Source organism: Sulfidibacter corallicola, from assembly GCF_017498545.1.
GTDB lineage: Bacteria > Acidobacteriota > Holophagae > Acanthopleuribacterales > Acanthopleuribacteraceae > Sulfidibacter > Sulfidibacter corallicola.
In genome coordinates, this window is sequence record NZ_CP071793.1 from 6,397,151 (window position 1) to 6,414,120 (window position 16,970).

Here is a 16,970-nt window from a genome sequence, read left to right on the forward strand (position 1 = left end):
CGTCAGGTGGTTTCCCGCTGTCGTTCCGGTGTTGGTTCGATCTCGATTCGCGCAGCAATCCCAGGTCTTGCAAAACCGGATGGCCGCGAGGATCCTGTCACGCCCAGACCATTCGCAACCGATGGGTCGGCGATTCAAGGAATCCGATACTCGCGGTCGATAGGGAACAGTGTCGCGAGCGTGGCTGATTCCGGGAAACCCAGTCAATTGGCGTGAGGGCACGCCTTGGACGCGTGCCATTCCTGGCGTTGGTGGTGAGGAATTACCGAAAGGTTTTGATTTTTATGAAATGTTTGTTGCTTGTGAGTTTTTGTTGGTTGGGAATGGCCTTTGCCGCGCCCGCTTTGGATTTGACCTATTACCTGCCACATGTCGATCGCTACGATCCGAAGGTCCCCACGCCCGAATCCTATTTGGGGTATCAGGTGGGCGAGTGGCACGTGCGCCACGATCAACTTTTGGGATACTTGCGGCTGCTGGCTCGCCATTCTTCGAGAATTGAAATGGAAACCATCGGCACGACCCACGAGCGACGCGAACTGGTTCAGTTGATGATTTCCCATCCCGACAATCTCGCCAAGGTCGACGAGCTGCGCCGCGAGCGCCTGAAATGGATCGAGACGGGTGAAGCGGCCCGGTCCGCGTCCCAGTTTCCGGTGGTGGTGTGGCTTTGTTACAGCATTCACGGCAACGAGGCCAGTGGCAGCAACGCGGCCTTGCTCACCGCCTATCACCTTGCCGCGGCCCAGGATATCGATCCGCTGCTGCGCAACACCATCATTCTGCTGGATCCCTCGCTCAATCCCGATGGATTGGGTCGTTTCACCTCCTGGGTGAACACCCACCGCGGACGCCAATTGAGTGCGCTGCGGGATTCCCGAGAACATCAGGAGGCCTGGCCCAGGGGGCGGACCAACCATTACTGGTTCGACTTGAATCGCGACTGGCTGCTGTTGCAGCAACCGGAATCCAAGGCGAGGGTCGATTTCTACCAAAAATGGCAGCCGAACGTTCTCGCGGATTTCCACGAGATGGGCAGCGGTTCCACCTATTTCTTCCAGCCCGGTGTGCCGTCGCGTCAGAACCCGCTCACCTCGGAAACCAATTTACAATTGACCCGCCGCATCGCGCGTTACCATGCCAATGCGCTGGATCAGCTTGGCGAACTGTATTTCAGCGAGCAGTTCTTCGACGATTTCTTTTTCGGCAAGGGGTCGACCTACCCCGATATCCAGGGGGCCGTGGGTATTCTGTTCGAACAGGCCAGCGCCCGTGGCCATCTCAAGGAGCGGTTCGACGGCACACTTTCGTTTCCCGAGGCGATTCGCAACCATCTCACCACCTCGCTCTCCACACTTGCGGGTGCGTTGGAGAATCGGGAATTACTGGTGCGGTACCAACGAGACAGTCACCTCGAGTCACTCGCCTTGGCCAAGAAGAGTGCGATCAAGGCCTATGTGTTTGGTGACGATGGAGATCCCGCGCGTGCCTGGATGATGGCCGACGTGTTGCGGGCCCATCGTATTCAGGTGTTCCCACTCGCGCGCAGTGTGCGGGGCGGCAACGTGGTCATCGACAGCGGCTACGTGGTGCCCACCGAACAACCCCAGTTCCGGTTGATTCAATCGATCTTCGAAACGCGAACCGAGTTCAAGGACCGATCGTTCTACGACATCACGGCCTGGAATTTTCCCAATGCGTTCGGCCTGCCTTACCTGCCGCTGGATACCGCCGCCTTTTCGAAACAGTTGCTGGGCGATCCCAAGTCCAGCAAAGGCTTACCTGCCGGTGCGTTTCGCAACAGTCAGGAAGTGTACGCCTACCTCGTCGATTGGAAGGGCTATTTCGCGCCTGCCCTGGCCTATGATCTTCTGGATGCCGGGGTTGCCGTCTGGTCCGCTGGCAAATCGTTTCAAGCGCGGGTTCAGGATGGCCGGCGAGCCTTCGAGCCGGGCACCCTGATGGTGCCGTTGGGTTCACAGTCGGTGTCGCGAGAACGCATCGAGACGCTGTTGCGGCGTGCGGCGCAGCATCAGGCCGTGCGCATCGACGCCGTCTCTTCCGGTCTGACGGCCGAGGGCATCGATTTGGGCAGCCCGAGTTTCACGCATCTGAAATTGCCGGAGATCGTTCTGGTGGTCGGCTCGAAAGTGTTTCCCAACAGCGCTGGAGAACTGTGGCATCTGCTCGATCACGAATTGGGCTTTCGGGTCCATCTCGTGGAGAGCGATCGCCTGGCGAAATTGGATTGGTCGCGAATGACACACCTGATCCTACCCGACGGCTGTCGCGATTGCCTGCCCGATCTGACCCAGTCCCGCATTCGCACCTGGCTCAACGAAGGCGGGGTCGTCATTTCCATAGCCGGTGCGGTTCGCCAACTGGTTTCCACCAAGTGGGTTCCGCTCAAGGTGAGCGATCGCAATTCGATCTTGGAGAACGGGTCGTCCCGCGAGCCGGTGGTACCCAGACCCTGGGGCGATCGAGCCGGGTTCCTGGCCGAACAGCGCATCGCGGGAACCATTTTTGGCGGAACCCTGGATTTGAGCCATCCACTGGGATTCGGTTTCCAACGACCCGATGTGGCGCTGTTCCGCGATCACACCCTGGTCCTCGAAGCCGACGACAATCCGTTCAGCAGCCCGATTCGCTACGACGCGGCGCCGCTCGTCAGTGGGTACGCGTCGACCGAGAATTTGAATCGGATCGCGGGCACGCCGGCGTTGACCACACGCCAAGCCGGAAAGGGCCTGGTCGTCGTGATTATGGATAATCCCACCTTTCGGGGCTTCTGGCGCGGTGCCCAAAAAATCGTGCTCAACAGCCTGTTTTTCAGCAGCAAGGTCCTGGGCCAGTGAACCGCGATGATCGATGTCGCCTCCATGCGGCCCGATCGGCGGGGGCCATGGCGCCGCCGCCTGGTTAAGGTCTCAGGTATTGTGTCAAAATGCCGACAAGCCATTGAACCGACGAGGCGCTTTTCCCGACGGTACTTCCGCCTCGCTGCTTGGAGTGGGTGATGGGACGATGGTCTCCACTTTGGTAGAGGGGTCGGTTGAACCGCCTGTGTGGGTCATGTGGCCGTTTGTGGTCCGAGGGTCTGGACCGTCGAGCGCCAGGCGTCTCCCGCCGCTTCCCTTCGAAGATTTATTTGATTTTGATGAAACCACTCCATTCTTCGCGTATCGCTCAAATAGTTACTCGAGCAAATTCATTCCTTCTTTCCGCTCCAGCGCTTTGCGAAAGCGAGATCTCCAGGTGATTCATGGCCGATTCTGCCTTACAACCATTTGAGAACTACCAGTTACAGTCGGTGATGCGCGACGTTTGGGAGCGCGGCGTGACGGGCGTGGTTTCCTGTGAGGTCAAGGGTTATCCCAAAGAGTTGTTCGTTCGGGACGGCCGTGTTTTGTTCTCGACCTCCGAAGATCCCGAAGACAAATTGCCCAGGGTGCTCATCGACCAGGAGCGCTTCACCCAGGAACAGTACGAGTCGGTCGAGGCCAACTTCCGCGAAGATATTTCGATCGGACGTAATCTGGTCGAGATGGGGCTGATCACCCAACAGGAACTCGTCGAGGGAGCCAAATATCAGGTTTTTCGTATCTTCTCCGGCATTGTCTGTGCCTCCACGGGTAGCTTCGCCGTCAAGGAAGGCGACCTGCCCGAAGGGGTGGTGAGCCTGCCTCTCGATTTCCCCGGCGACTTCATTCGCGCCCTGCTCGAACTCACCGATCGCGGCTGGATCTCCCGTCAATTCGGCGACGATTTGAGCTTCATACCCCAAACGAATCCCGACAAACCCATCAATTTCGAAAAGGTCAAGGTCGCGGATTTCGCACAGCAGGTTTTCGGTCTGATCGACGGGGAAATGGACGGCAATCAACTTGCCTTCGAGACCGATATCGATGATTTCATGCTGCTCAAATTCCTTTATGCACTCAAGTTCCTCAACTATATCGAAGTGGAGGTCGAAGCCGGCGAAGAGGATCTGGAAGACGGTGATTCCGGCAACGTGGAGGGCTTCGCCGACGAGTTGCAGGATGCGCTCGATCACAGCCAAAAGGTGGAAATGCTCGGCCAGGCGAGCATGGACGAAACCATGGAGATGTCGGTTTTCCAGAAAACGGGCGACTCGGACGAAAAGGTCGAGCCGATTCCCGGCATGGATCCCACCGTCGAAATATCGAGAGCGTCTTTGGGGACGCCTCAGCCGGAAAGCATTTTCGGAGACGACAGCGAAGAAGATGTGGACGAGGCGCTGAATGCGCTGGATGACGAAGCCGAATTGGCGGCGTTCGAAGAGGACGAGCCCGCGGAGGGCGAGGAAGAGCCCGGCGAAGTTGCGGATCTGCAGCAGGAAGAACCGGAGAGTGCGTTCGGCGGCGAAGAAGAAACCGGTTTGGATGATTTGGGCGAATTGACCAGCGACATCCTCGAAAAAGAACTGGAAAAGATGGCCCATCCGATGGGCATGGACGACGAGGCGGCGGACGTTCCCATTCAAAGAGCCGAAGAGGAAGTCGAGGACGATACCAACGAGGAAGGGTTCGAGGAAGCGGAAGGAACCGACGAAGTCGACGATCGAGCCTATCGGCGGCGTATGCTGGTGGCGCTTGTCGCGTTGTTTCTGGGTGGCTTGGCGTTGGCCTACACCCGCGGTTACCTGGATGTGCTGCTCCCCCGAACGGATCCAGTAGAGGTGGATGAAAGCGAGGACTTGGCCATGCTCGATGCGTCCCCTGGCGATGAGTCGGATCCCGACGCGGCGGATGTGAGCGAATCGGAAAGCACGGATAAAGATCCCAGCGCCAGTGAAGAAACTCAGCCCGACGCCAAGGTGGCGCATGCACCTGAGAGCGACGACAGCGCCAAACCGCCCGAGCCCGTAGCTGAGAAGAAAGTGGAGGAACCCGAGGAATCGGCGCCGGTGGTAGCCGCCAAAACGGAAGCACCGCCTGAATTGACGCCCGAACCCAAACCGGAACCCGTTGCGGAAACGACGGTGGCGGAAGTCGTCAAAGACGATCCGCAACCGCCCCAGGATCGGGAAGAACCGGCGCCCGTGGCCGAGGCACCGCCCGAGAAACGGTTCTTCAGTCCCGTCGCCAGCGGTTGGGACCCCAAGACCGGTAAGCCCGTGCCTGGCGGAGCAGGGATGGCCGATGCCGCTTCCGCCTTACCCGCAGGCCTTCTGGATTTTCTGTTGCCTTCCTTGCCCGAACCCAGCCCCCACCTAGTGGAACCGCCGCCAGGCGATGAATGGCAGGCGCTTTTGGAGAGGGGCGATCAAAAAGCTCGGGAAATGGTGACCCCTCAACCGGCCTCCGTTACCAAGCCACCCGTGACGGCGACGGTGACCGACGCCTCCCGGCGCAAGGCCGATGCGTCCTCCAGCCGAAAATCCGAGCGCAACACCAGTGGGAGCGTCGCCCCCGCCGGTGCGTCGGCCGCAACCGAGCCGCCGAGCCAGCCTGCCGCTTCTCCCGGCGCTTCATCGCGTTTTGCCGCCATGGCCGCGAACGCCCGAACCGAGCGCGAGCGCCAGCGCGGAAAATACACCCTGCGCCTCTATCTCGCCTGCCAAGAGGAAACCGTCGAGAATGCGATGCGCCTGGCCGCGGGTAACGACGATCTGTACCTCTTGCCGCGGGACTTCAATGGACGGGCCTGTTATTACGTGTGCTGGGGCGTCTACGAATCGCGCTTCGACGCCTTGGCGCACCGGGCCGATCTACCGGAGGGCATCGTCCAGACCATGGAAGAGGTCGACGTCTTCGTCGTCGGCGATTTGTTGCGATGAGTTAGGTAGCTTCCACTACACGATCCCAGCCCGAGTTGCGACGATGGACGAAAACGGGAGCCGGTCGATGCCGGCACCCGGCAGTTTTGATTCAGGTTAAACCGCAAGTCCCTCGTCGGTTTTTTCCTTGGCGGTTTCCGAAAGCAAGTAGGCGCGAATGAAATCCTGCAGGTTGCCCTCGAGCACCTTGTCGGGGGCGGGCGATTCCTCGTTCGTGCGGTGGTCTTTCACCATGCGGTAGGGGTGCAGCACATAGCTGCGGATTTGACTGCCGAAGGCGATGTCCTTCTTTTCCGCCGCACTGTTACGCACTGTTTCCTGGTGCTCCAGGCGCTGGATCTCGGCCAGGCGGGAGCGAAGTACCTTCATCGCCGTGGCTTTGTTCTTGTGCTGCGAGCGCTCGTTTTGGCAGGAAACCACGATACCGGACGGCAAGTGCGTGATGCGGACGGCCGAATCGGTCGTGTTGACGTGCTGGCCACCGGCACCCGAGGAGCGGTACACGTCGATGCGCAGGTCTTTTTCATCGATGTCGATGTCGGTGTCTTCCTCGATCTCCGGTGTCACGTGCACGCTGGTGAAGGAGGTGTGGCGGCGCTTGCTGGCATCGAAGGGCGAAATGCGGACCAGACGGTGCACACCCGACTCCGCCTTGAGGAAGCCGTAGGCGAAGCGACCGTCGACGCGAATCATGGCCGATTTGAGGCCGGCTTCCTCGCCGTCGAGGTAGTTCAGGATCTCGACCTTGAAACCCGACTTCTCGCAAAAGCGGGTGTACATGCGATACAGCATGCTGGCCCAATCCTGGCTCTCGGTACCGCCCGCGCCGGGGTGGATCTCCAAGATGGCCGCGGCGTCGTCGTAGTCGCCGGAAAGCATCATCTTCAATTCGTTCTGCTCGATGAGCTCGTAGTACTCGGTGAGCAGGCTTTCGAATTCTTCGGTGACGTCCTCGCCCTCTTTCATGAGTTCCTGGTGAACTTCGATGTCGTCGGTAATGGTTTCGAACTTTTTGGCGAGATCGATATCCTGTTGAATGGCGTTGCGTTGTTTGAGAACGGCTTGTGCCTTGTCTTGATCGTTCCAAAAATCGGGATCGGCGGAAAGGGATTCCAGTTCCATCAACTTCCTGGCGTTGCCAGGGAGGTCAAAGATAACTCCGAATGCGATTTGCGCGCGCCTGTTGCGCGTCCAGTTTCTGTAAAAGCGTATCCAACATCGAAATCCTCCGGAACAAAATTCGGCTCGAAACTATATCCTGTTTACTTCTCGATCGCAACCGAGGCCCACACCGGCCGAGAAGTTCTATTATAATAGACCGAGGCCTAGCGATGACATTCGAGAACCGCGTGGAGATCCGCGCACGAACCCCGGTTGCAGCCCTGCTGGCGCGAAAGGGATGGTCCTCTCACGATGCGTGAGGGCGTGCGCGCGTACTGATTTTCATGAAAGTGATCTCGATTCGGCGTCCGCCCAGGCTGAATTTTTATTGGAGCAAGAAGCGCAGGGTCCACGTGGTTTGGGATGATGGGAACGGGTTTTCGCCCGGTGAGAATCGGGTGAAAAAAAGTTCTAAATCTTCCTTGACTTCGATTTAGGCCTAGTGGTAGTTTTCAATGTCTCGCGAACGCGGGGGTTGTAGACACGTAGCTCAGGGGTAGAGCACTACCTTGACACGGTAGGGGTCGGCGGTTCAAATCCGCCCGTGTCTACCATTCTCTCGTGGCGTCAGCCAACTTCGCAAGGCTAGTTCCCGCGCTTCATTTGGAGGTTTTTTGAGAAGGAATACGAAAGATACTCAGCGCGTCAACGAGGCCATCCGGGCCAATGTAGTTCGGGTTATCAAATCCGACGGCGATCAAGCGGGTATCATGAACGTCCGGGAAGCGTTGAGTCTGGCCGCCGAGGAAGGTTTGGATCTGGTGGAGATCGCGCCGAACAGTGATCCGCCCGTGTGCAAGATCATGAACTTCGGTAAGTACAAGTTCCAGCAGAGCAAAAAGGCAAAAGACGCCAAGGTTAAGCAGAAACACGTTCAGGTCAAAGAGGTCAAGTTCCGGCCTCGGATCGACGAGCACGATTTTCAGACGAAAGTCCGCCACATTCGAAAGTTCATAGGGCAAGGCGACAAGGTTCGCGTTTTTGTGCATTTTCGAGGGCGGGAAATGGCGCACCGTGAACTGGGTGCCCGTTTGCTGGGCCGTGTCTTGGAAGAGACCCAGGACATCATTCAAGTCGAAAAGCACCCTTCCATGGAAGGGAACCAAATGGCGATGATCGTCGTCGGCCAGGAAGCGCTTACCAAAGGCAAGGCTCCCAAGGGTAAAGCAGACGAAAAGAGTCGCGAAGTCTCCGATCAACCTGGCAAGTAAACGAACGATAACCAACGATTTTCTGTAGAAGGGGCGATGTCGTGCCTAAGCTGAAGACCCATCGTGGCGCCGCGAAGCGTTTTAGCTTCACCGGCAGCGGTAAGATTAAACGGAAAAAGGCGTTCAAGAACCATATCTTGACCAAAAAGAGCGCCAAACAAAAACGGAACCTGGGCAAGGCCGGCTTGGTCGACAAAAGCGACGCCAAGCGCGTGGTAGCCATGCTGCCGCACGCCTGACCCATTCAATAACGTAGGAGCACCTGTCACATGTCTCGTGTCAAAAGAGGAAACAAACGGCGAATCAAACGCAAAAGATATTTGAAAATTACCAAAGGCTTCTTTGGTTTTAAAAAGAACCTGTACCGCTACGCTCGTGAAGCTGCGGATCGGGCTCTCGTGTTCGCCTACCGTGATCGGCGCAGAAAGAAGCGCGACTTCCGCAAACTGTGGATCCAGCGCATCAATGCTGCCGCCCGGTTGAATCAATCGACTTACTCCTCTTTCATGAATGGTCTCAAGAAGGCCGGCATCATTTTGGACCGGAAGGTTCTTGCCGACATCGCCGTTCGTGACCCTCAGGGGTTTAGCCAGTTGGTTCAAAAGGCCAAGCAAGCCAGCGCTTAGGCCTTTTGGCGTCCAGCCATTTCAATCTAAAGTTCATCGGGGGAAAGCCGGTTCAAATGCCGGCTTTCCCTTTTTTGCTTTGTGGTATATCTTGTACCCCATTACTCTGTCGCCGCCCCGCTTCGGCCTTCGCATCCGCCGCGGCGCGACGAGAAAGGTGTAGGTCATGGATCTTTCGACGTGGAATTTGGAGCAATCTCTCGAGTCCTTCCGCGCGCGCACCGCGGAAGCCGGTTCCGCCGACGAATGGGAAGCATTGAGGATCGAATACCTGGGCAAGAAGAACGGCATGATGACACGCCTTCTGACCGCCCTGCGCGAGGCCCCGCGCGAGTTGAAGCCGCGCCTGGGCAAGGACCTCAATGTTTTCAAAAAAGAAGTCGAGCGCATCATCAAGGAGCGCAAGCCGAGCGATCGGGCCGGCAAGGCTCCCAAACTGGACCTCAGTCTCCCGGGCGTCGCGCCGGACTTGGGTGGACTGCACCCGGTGACGCTGACGATGCAGGCCATGACCGATTTTTTTGTGCGCATGGGGTACGACGTGGCCGAGGGGCCCGAAATCGAAACCAATTTCTACAATTTCGAGGCGTTGAACACGCCGGCCGCACACCCGGCCCGTGATGACGCCGATACCTATTACATCGAAGACCCCAGCAACGACCTGTTGCTGCGGACCCAGACCTCCGGGACCCAGATCCGCTACATGCAGACCCATCAGCCGCCCTTCCGCATGGTGGCCCCGGGCCGCGTGTTCCGCCGCGACGACGACATCACCCACTCTCCGGTATTTCACCAGATGGAAGGCCTGGTGGTCGGCGAGGGTATCACTTTCAGTCATCTCAAGGGTTCGCTGCAGGCCTTCGCCGCGCACATTTTTGGCGAAGGTACGCGCATTCGCCTGCGTCCCAGCTACTTCCCGTTCACCGAACCCAGTGCCGAGGTCGACGTGACCTGCCCGTTCTGCGAATCCGGTTGCCGTACCTGCAAGGGCACCACCTGGATCGAGATTCTGGGTTGCGGCATGGTCGATCCCAACGTGTTCGAAGCGGTCGGTTACGATCCCGAAAAGGTGACCGGTTTCGCCTGGGGCATCGGCATCGAGCGGGTGGCCATGCTGAAGTACAGCATTCCCGACATTCGCTACCTGTATCAGAACGACCGTCGGTTCCTGGATCAATTCAAGGTGGGGTGAAGCATGCATTTAGATTATGAATGGTTGGCATCGTATCTCGACAAGGCGCCTTCGCCCGACGACGTGGCGCGCCTGCTCAACGAAACCGGCCTGGAGACCGAGCGCGAGGGTGACGGATTCGAAATCGAATACACCGTCAATCGTCCCGACGCCATGAACCACTTCGGTGTGGCGCGCGAACTGGCCGTCAAGGCCGGTTTGACCCTGGCGCCGCCGCCGGTTTACGAAGGCGAGATCCCGGCCCTCGAGGATTGGACGGTCGAATCGGACGATGCCGAACAGTGTCCGCAGTACATCGCGGTCAAGGTCGACAACGTGCGCGCGGTGCCCTCGCCGCCCTGGCTGAAACGACGCCTCGAGTCCATCGATCAGACCAGCCACAATCTGCTGGTCGATTTGACCAACTTCCTGCTTTGGGAATACGGACACCCCTCCCATGCCTTCGACGCCGCCAAAATTCCCGACAAGTTCATCGGCATTCGATTCGGTCGTGACGGCGAGCGTCTCACGACTCTGGACGGCAAGGACCACGATGCCGCAGGGCGCCTGTGCATCGTCGACCGCCAAAAGCCGATCGCGTTTGCCGGGGTCATGGGCGGTGAGAACTCCGAAGTCGACGAGAACACCACCGAACTGGTCTTGGAACTCGCCTGTTTCAATCCGGTCAGCGTGCGGCACACGGGCCGCGACAATCAGATCCACTCCGATGCCCGTCACCGTTTCGAGCGCGGTATCGATCGCGAAAACATGCATACCGTCATCCGTCGCTTCCTGTACCTGTTACTTCGGGAGCAACCCGAGGCGCGCCTCGTCGGCATGGTCGACATGAACCTGGAGCCGTTCCGACGCGAGGACATCGAATTGCGGCGCGTTCGCCTGGACCGGTTGCTGGGCATTTCCTTGGAAACCGACCTGGTGACCGACCTCTTGACGCGCATGGACTGTCGCCCACGGTCCACCGAATCCGGTTGGCGCGTGCAGGTGCCGGGATACAAGGTGGATGTCACGCGTGAGGTGGACGTCATCGAGGAAGTGATCCGCTTTGCCGGGTTCGCCCGGCTGGAATCGGTCCTGCCGCCTTTCGGGGGTTCCGATTTCGCCGCCGACCCGCTGCTGACGGGCGAACACGTACTGCGCGGCCATTTGGCCGGCATGGGGCTTCAGGAAACCTGCACCTACAGTTTCCAGGCGGAAGTGCTCGATCGGGCCTTCCTGTCCGAGGGGCAGCCGATCGTCGTGCGCAACCCCATGTCCATCAGGCAGGCCGTGATGCGGCGTCTGATGCTTCCCAACATGTTGGACTGCCTGGCCCAAAACCTCAAACGCGGCATGCGCGATTTGGGTCTCTTCGAGATCGGCCACGTCTACACCGGCGGCACCGAACCCCACCACCTGGGCTTGGTCCTGATGCGTGACAGCGAGCGCGCCACCTGGTACCAGCCGGCGACCGAACACCCCTTCTACCACGTCAAGGGCGTGCTGGAGAACCTGAAGGCGCGTTTCGGCTGGACCGAGATGGCCTTCAAGACGCCGGCCCCGGCCTGGTTGCAGGCCGGCGAGTCGCTGGGCATCTACTGGGGCGATCGACTCGTCGGCGGCTTCGGTACGCTGGATCGCGGGGTGATCGATCTGCTGGGCAAAAAGGACGCCTTCGATGTGGACCTGAACATTCCTCTGGCCGTCGCCGAATGCGACCTCTCCTTCCTGTGTGACGCCGCGGTGGCCCAACCCAACGTCAAGGTACTGCCGCAGTTCCCCGCCATCCGCCAGGACATGGCCTTCGTGTTGGACAAGCTGCATTCCTTTGCCGACGTGCAGGCCCACGTTCTCGGTGGCGGTCTCGAGTTCCTCGAGAAGCTCGAACTGTTCGACGTCTACGAGGGTAAGGCACTCGCCAAGGGCAAGAAAAGCTTGGGTTTCCGCTTTCATTTCCGACACCCCGAGCGAACCTTGACCGGCGAAGAAATTTCAAAAATCATGGATTCCGTTGTAGAATCCGTCAAAGAGAAGTTTGGCGCTGAAATTCGCATCTGAATGCTCATTTTCAATTCGCCCCACCGTATCCACAGGAACCTGCAATGGAGTCTCCCTTCGAGCAACGGTTGCGGCAACTGATCAGTGAATACCGGGTTCTCAAGCAGGCCAACGCCGCCATGGATCGGGAAGTCGCCGATCAGGCGCGAACCATCAGGGAACTGGAGTCCATGTGTCAGCGGCTGCGCCGTCAGGTCGACGAAATGGACAAAGACCGATTCGTCATCAAGCAATTGCGTGACGAGCGAAAAACCATCCGCAAAAAGCTGGAGAGCGCGCTCAGCCGCCTCAATGCCTTGGAGCAGGAGTTGTTGTCGTGAACACTGGTCGGAACGAGTCGATCCCCGTCGAGATCTTCGGAAGGACCTACTTGATCCGCGCCAAAGATGACAAGCAATACGTCGAAAATCTTGCTAGAATGGTCCATGAAAAGATGCTGGAAGTGGAGCGATCCACCAAGACGGTGGACTCGGTTCGCGTCGCGGTTTTGACCGCCTTGAATCTGGCAGACGATTTAACCAGAGTGAAAAACGAATACGAAAAGCGCGTTCGCCATTTGGATACCGAACGTGCCAAGCTCCTTGAAATGGTCGAGAAAGCCCTGGCAGAGGAGCCAAGAATTACCCCTGCCTGACGCGTGATGGCCAAAGACTAAGCTGAACCAACAAACCGTTTTTGGGAACCTAAATCGCGAGCTGTGAGCATGCCCTATTGTACAGGGAAGCCTGAGGCGCGTGAGGGGGTGCCCACCTGCTGAGGTAGGTTCAACGGTTTTTATGTCACACGGTCTAGGCGGGGGGTCTTCTTACGACGCACCAGCGTCCAGCATGTATGGGGAGGCCGATCGAAAGATCTGCCTCCCTTTTTCCTTTTCAGGGGCCGGCTCGGTTTCCGACAACGACATTCAGGAGTTCTCATGAAAGCAAAGGCATCCGGAGAGATCCGCGTTCTCGCGGTTGGTGATGTGGTTGGCCGTCCTGGACGGCGATTTTTGGCCGGCGCGCTGCCCGTTCTGAAAGCCGCCTATCAGTACGACGTCTGTGTCGTGAACGTCGAGAACGCGGCGGGCGGATTCGGCATGATGTCCGATACCTATCGCGAATTCCTGGGCATGGAGATCGACATCATGACCTCCGGGAACCACATCTACGACAAGAAGGATGCCGAAGGCTGGATGAACGACGCGACGCGCATGTTGGTCCCGGAGAACTGGCCGCCGGGTTCGCCGGGGCGCGGGTACGGCGTGTATACCGTGGCCGGCGGTGTGCGTCTGGGGGTTCTCAATCTCATCGGCCGCACCTTCATGCGTTCCTACGACTGTCCCTTTCGGGCGGCCGATCGGGTCTTGCCGGAATTGTTGGAGGAGACCCCGCTGGTGTTGGTGGACTTCCACGCCGAGGCGACCTCCGAGAAGGGAGCCATGGGGTGGTATCTGGCGGGTCGTGCATCCGCGGTCTGGGGAACCCATACCCACGTGCCCACCGCCGATGCGCGCATTCTCGAGGGTCATACCGGTTACCAGACCGATTTGGGCATGACCGGCAGTTACGATTCGGTGATCGGTATGGTCAAGGAGCCGGTGATCGAAGGGTTCCTGACTCAGAACCGGTCGCGGTTCGAGGTGGCCAAGGACGACCCTCGCTTGGGCGGGAGCATCATGGATTTGGACGTGGCCACCGGCAAGTGCACCGCGATCGAGGGGATCTTCGCCTGTGCCGAATCGCTAAAGCAGCTCAAAGTGGCCGAGCAGGTATAGGATCGAACCGGCCAGGCTCCCCACGATCAGGTACCAGGGGGCCCGGCGATGCTGCACCAGGAGAATCGTCATCGGAAGTCCGTGCAGGCCGAGGATGGCCAGGCCCAGGCCTTTCGGCCACGCGTGCAGGGGATGGAACCAGACCGCCAGCCCGCAGATCAGGGCGTACAGCGCCTCGTTCAGCGGGTACCGAATCGAGATCGGATTGCGGCAGTAGCGGCACTTGCCGAGCAGCCAGAGCCAGCCCAGAACCGGGACGTTGTCGTACCAGGCCAGGGTGTGGTTGCATTTGGGACAGGCCGAACCGGGATAAACGATCGATTTGCCCAGCGGAAAACGATACAGGATGACATTGATGAACGACCCGAAGCAGCCACCCAAAAACGCGGCCAGCAGGGGATGGTAGAAATCGGTCAAGAACACCTGTCCCTCGTTTCTCGCTTGGATAGTTCGGCAGGCGGCCGAGATGGAACAAAACCGCATCTTAACCCGGTTGCCGCGGTCTTCACAGGGTTTGATGTCACCAATTTCGAGGCGGGTGGAACCCCCGATCGCGGTAGCCTGGCGATCCGGTCGATTTGGATCTTCACGACGTCCGGCTCAGGGCAGGAAGCTGGTGATAAAGCCGATCAGCGCGCCGAACACGCCGCCCCACACGACCAGCCAGCCCAGATGGCTGCGGATCATTTCCTGGATGATGTTCTTGACCATTTGGGGCGTCAGTTCTTCCAGGCGGCTGTTCACCATGTTTTCGATCTTTTCCTGCCAGTGGGCGTACATGTCGGGTCCCTCGTCGCGCTTGGCGATCGAACTCAGGAATTCCGGCTGTTGCGTGATTTCGGTGAGCTTTTCCCGTAGTTTTCGCTTGAAGGGATCGCGCATGGGCTCCAACGCCTTGCTGCCGCCGAACATGCCCAGCATGCCCCCGAATTTGGAACTCTTGATGACGTCCACGAACGCGTCGTAGATGTAGTCGTAATTCAAATTTTCGATTATCGGGGTCAGGTCCAGCGGTTTGTCGCTGCCGCCCTCCATGAACCGGCGAATGTTGTCTACCGTGAAGAACTGGTTCATGATCATGTTGCGGATGGCTTTCTTGAACGACTCGAACTTGAGGGGGATGATCCCGGATCCGTAGAGGCCCGGGACGCGTTCGAACAACATGTGGATCGCCAGCCAGTTGGTGATCGCACCGGAAAAACCGAAATAACCCGCGCCGAGCACGTGGTGGCGAAAGGGCTCCGGCAGGAACTGGCCGATGACGATCAGGGCGATGCAGATGCCGTTGACCAACAGGCTTTTGTTGATCCTGGGCTTTCCGTTCGGCGGTGCCTCCGTGGGTACGGTCTCGCCGAAAAAGGTGGCCGGCGGCATCACCGTGGGAACGGTCCCGATGGTTGGCTCGGTCTCGGCGCGCTCGGTTCCGTTTTTGGGGCCGTCGGGGGCGGATTGTTCACCCTCCGGCAATCCGGTGTGCTCGTCCATCGCCGACACGGGCACCTCTTCTCGTTCTTTACTCGTCATGTCGTCGATCGAAATGTTGTCCATCAGTACCTTCCCGCCTCAGCGCAGTGTAACAAAATTATGGAGTATAAAGCCAACGCGTGCGAAATGCCACAGGTTCACCTCTGTCGATCGGAGATGCGCTTCTCGAAAAAAAGTAGGGGGCGGGCCGTAAAATCAAGCGTTTCGCGACTGCGGACGATTTATTGCACAGAGTGTCGCGGCGACAAGCCCTTTCCGCGCCGTGATCTCGCCTGGTACCCGTCCGGACCCGTGATCTCCGACTCCCGAGACGTTCGCGCTGGCTAGGCCGTCGCGTCTCGGCAAACCGACCTCTCGGGGTCGATGTTGGTGCAGACGCAATTCCAGACATCACATATGGCCCGCGATCCCGCCGTTTCTGCGTGGTGTCGATCGGGATCCGGAGAATCGTGACGTGAAGCTTTTGATTGCAGACGACAACCCCATCAATCTCTCCGTGCTTCAGGAGTTGCTGGTCGCGGAGGACCGACAGATCCTGCTCGCCGAGGGCGGCGCCGAGGCGTTGAAGCTGGCCCGCACGGAGTACCCAGATTTGATCCTGCTGGACATTCGCATGCCCGAAATAGATGGCTGGCAAGTGTGTGAGTCCTTGCAGGCGGATGCCGCGACTCGGGACATCCCCATCGTGATCATCACTTGCCTGACCGAACCCGAGGAGAAGATTCGCGCCTTCGAGGCCGGCGCCGTCGATTATGTCACGCGGCCGTTCGATCCGGCGGAGGTCGCCGCCCGGGTCGACACCCACCTGACCCTCAAGCGGGTTCGGGAGGAACTGGAACTCAAGGCTCGCCAGTTGGAGGAGCGCAATCGCGCCCTGGAAGAGATCATGCGACAGAAGGACGAGATCCTGTACATCGCCACCCAGGAGATCCGCAATCCGCTGTCGGCGATTCTCGGCGTGCTCGCTCTCGAAGAGGAAAGTCTGGGCGAAGTCGCCGAAGACATCTCCCACTCGGCCAAGATCATTCTGAAGATCATCGAAAACCTGTCCAAGGCCGAGCGCGCCATTTCCAAGTCCTCGGACGACGAACCGCGGCCCGTGAACCTGGCCGAGTTGCTGCGTTCCACCGCCGAGTGCCATCTTCACCAGGCCCGGCGCAAGAACCAGCGTTTCGAGCTCGAACTGGAAGAGAATTGTGTGGCGATGGTGGATGCCCATCGGCTTTGGGAAATTCTCGAGAACTTCGTGACCAACGCGGTGAAGTTCTCGCCGGCGGACGCCACCATCACCCTGCGGTTGCGGCGCGAGACCGATCACTTTTTCCTCGGGGTGAGTGACGAGGGGCCGGGATTGTCCAAGGTCGATTTCGGAAAAGTCTTTCGCAAATACGAGCGCCTCAGTGCCAAACCGACGCACAAGGAACCTTCGACCGGTTTGGGGTTGTTCATCGCCAAGGTCTTTGCCGGCCTGCTGAACGGCGAAGTGGGCGTCACCAACAACGATTCGGGTGTCGGCGCCACCTTCTTCGTGCGAATCCCCATCGGAGAACTTCCCGAGTTCTTGGGACATGCCGATCCGAAGTGAATCCGATCGAAGGGGGCCGCGCTTTCCCGTGCCGGCTCGGTGTGCTTCGACGGCGTTCCGTCCGGTAGCGGTCGAAAGCCCCATTCCCCGTGCCGCCAACCCCGCAGGCTGACGACA

At 58.9% G+C, this 16,970-nt stretch carries 14 protein-coding genes, 1 tRNA gene and 1 other RNA gene; 13 read left to right on the plus strand and 3 right to left on the minus strand.

Annotated elements, in window-relative coordinates:
- The first annotated feature begins 284 nt into the window (after window positions 1-284).
- Both J3U87_RS19730 and J3U87_RS19735 read left to right on the plus strand, forming a co-directional pair.
- Window positions 285-2,858, plus strand: coding sequence for a M14 family zinc carboxypeptidase (locus J3U87_RS19730; RefSeq protein ID WP_237377497.1), 2,574 nt, complete (start codon window positions 285-287; stop codon window positions 2,856-2,858).
- Window positions 2,859-3,265: 407 nt separating this feature from the next.
- Window positions 3,266-5,803 carry a hypothetical protein gene (locus J3U87_RS19735; protein WP_237377498.1) on the plus strand — a complete coding sequence of 846 codons (2,538 nt, stop codon included), beginning with the start codon at window positions 3,266-3,268 and terminating at the stop codon, window positions 5,801-5,803.
- A gap of 96 nt (window positions 5,804-5,899) precedes the next feature.
- Here J3U87_RS19735 and prfB read toward each other — a convergent pair whose 3' ends face one another.
- Entirely contained in the window at window positions 5,900-7,015 is a 1,116-nt protein-coding gene (gene prfB, locus J3U87_RS19740) for a peptide chain release factor 2 (RefSeq protein ID WP_420038314.1), read from the minus strand.
- A 428-nt stretch (window positions 7,016-7,443) separates the two neighbouring features.
- Between prfB and J3U87_RS19745 the strand changes: the two genes are divergently transcribed.
- The 10 genes from J3U87_RS19745 (at window position 7,444) to J3U87_RS19790 (ending at window position 13,783) form a co-directional block, all read left to right on the plus strand.
- A tRNA-Val gene (locus tag J3U87_RS19745) sits at window positions 7,444-7,518 on the plus strand.
- Window positions 7,519-7,578: 60 nt separating this feature from the next.
- Window positions 7,579-8,175 (plus strand): translation initiation factor IF-3, encoded by a 597-nt coding sequence (gene infC, locus J3U87_RS19750; RefSeq protein WP_237377500.1) that lies wholly within the window; start codon window positions 7,579-7,581, stop codon window positions 8,173-8,175.
- A 41-nt stretch (window positions 8,176-8,216) separates the two neighbouring features.
- A complete protein-coding gene (rpmI, locus tag J3U87_RS19755) occupies window positions 8,217-8,414 on the plus strand; it encodes a 50S ribosomal protein L35 (protein WP_237377501.1) in 198 nt (65 codons plus the stop codon).
- A 30-nt stretch (window positions 8,415-8,444) separates the two neighbouring features.
- Window positions 8,445-8,801 carry a 50S ribosomal protein L20 gene (gene rplT, locus J3U87_RS19760; protein WP_237377502.1) on the plus strand — a complete coding sequence of 119 codons (357 nt, stop codon included), beginning with the start codon at window positions 8,445-8,447 and terminating at the stop codon, window positions 8,799-8,801.
- 166 nt (window positions 8,802-8,967) lie between these two features.
- Window positions 8,968-9,993: a phenylalanine--tRNA ligase subunit alpha gene (pheS, locus tag J3U87_RS19765; RefSeq protein ID WP_237377503.1), complete on the plus strand. Its 1,026-nt coding sequence runs from the start codon at window positions 8,968-8,970 to the stop codon at window positions 9,991-9,993.
- 3 nt (window positions 9,994-9,996) lie between these two features.
- Window positions 9,997-12,027 (plus strand): phenylalanine--tRNA ligase subunit beta, encoded by a 2,031-nt coding sequence (gene pheT / locus J3U87_RS19770; RefSeq protein WP_237377504.1) that lies wholly within the window; start codon window positions 9,997-9,999, stop codon window positions 12,025-12,027.
- A gap of 44 nt (window positions 12,028-12,071) precedes the next feature.
- Window positions 12,072-12,347 (plus strand): hypothetical protein, encoded by a 276-nt coding sequence (locus tag J3U87_RS19775; RefSeq protein ID WP_237377505.1) that lies wholly within the window; start codon window positions 12,072-12,074, stop codon window positions 12,345-12,347.
- Entirely contained in the window at window positions 12,344-12,661 is a 318-nt protein-coding gene (locus J3U87_RS19780) for a cell division protein ZapA (protein WP_237377506.1), read from the plus strand. The genes J3U87_RS19775 and J3U87_RS19780 overlap by 4 nt, the downstream gene beginning before the upstream one ends.
- Window positions 12,648-12,830, plus strand: a non-coding RNA gene (gene ssrS, locus J3U87_RS19785) — 6S RNA. Before J3U87_RS19780 ends, ssrS begins: the two co-directional genes overlap by 14 nt.
- Before the next feature lie 113 nt (window positions 12,831-12,943).
- Window positions 12,944-13,783 carry a TIGR00282 family metallophosphoesterase gene (locus tag J3U87_RS19790; protein WP_237377507.1) on the plus strand — a complete coding sequence of 280 codons (840 nt, stop codon included), beginning with the start codon at window positions 12,944-12,946 and terminating at the stop codon, window positions 13,781-13,783.
- On the opposite strand, the gene J3U87_RS19795 is transcribed toward J3U87_RS19790, so the two are convergent.
- Together J3U87_RS19795 and J3U87_RS19800 are read right to left on the minus strand one after the other, a co-directional pair.
- Window positions 13,751-14,206, minus strand: coding sequence for a prepilin peptidase (locus J3U87_RS19795; RefSeq protein ID WP_237377508.1), 456 nt, complete (start codon window positions 14,204-14,206; stop codon window positions 13,751-13,753). The two genes, J3U87_RS19790 and J3U87_RS19795, sit on opposite strands and share 33 nt — an antisense overlap.
- A gap of 177 nt (window positions 14,207-14,383) precedes the next feature.
- A complete protein-coding gene (locus J3U87_RS19800; protein ID WP_237377509.1) occupies window positions 14,384-15,331 on the minus strand; it encodes a DUF445 domain-containing protein in 948 nt (315 codons plus the stop codon).
- 391 nt (window positions 15,332-15,722) lie between these two features.
- Here J3U87_RS19800 and J3U87_RS19805 point away from each other — a divergent pair, with 391 nt between their 5' ends.
- On the plus strand, window positions 15,723-16,853 hold the full coding sequence (locus J3U87_RS19805) for a hybrid sensor histidine kinase/response regulator (protein WP_237377510.1): 1,131 nt from the start codon (window positions 15,723-15,725) through the stop codon (window positions 16,851-16,853).
- The last annotated feature ends 117 nt before the right edge of the window (window positions 16,854-16,970 follow it).

What these genes read in the sequence shown, in the direction of transcription:
- J3U87_RS19730 (WP_237377497.1), top strand. Translation starts at nt 285, where the DNA reads ATGAAATGTTTGTTGCTTGTGAGTTTTTGTTGGTTGGGAATGGCCTTT.
- J3U87_RS19735 (WP_237377498.1), top strand. Translation starts at nt 3,266, where the DNA reads ATGGCCGATTCTGCCTTACAACCATTTGAGAACTACCAGTTACAGTCG.
- rplT (WP_237377502.1), top strand. Translation starts at nt 8,445, where the DNA reads ATGTCTCGTGTCAAAAGAGGAAACAAACGGCGAATCAAACGCAAAAGA.
- pheS (WP_237377503.1), top strand. Translation starts at nt 8,968, where the DNA reads ATGGATCTTTCGACGTGGAATTTGGAGCAATCTCTCGAGTCCTTCCGC.
- pheT (WP_237377504.1), top strand. Translation starts at nt 9,997, where the DNA reads ATGCATTTAGATTATGAATGGTTGGCATCGTATCTCGACAAGGCGCCT.
- J3U87_RS19775 (WP_237377505.1), top strand. Translation starts at nt 12,072, where the DNA reads ATGGAGTCTCCCTTCGAGCAACGGTTGCGGCAACTGATCAGTGAATAC.
- J3U87_RS19790 (WP_237377507.1), top strand. Translation starts at nt 12,944, where the DNA reads ATGAAAGCAAAGGCATCCGGAGAGATCCGCGTTCTCGCGGTTGGTGAT.
- J3U87_RS19800 (WP_237377509.1), bottom strand. Translation starts at nt 15,331, where the DNA reads ATGGACAACATTTCGATCGACGACATGACGAGTAAAGAACGAGAAGAG.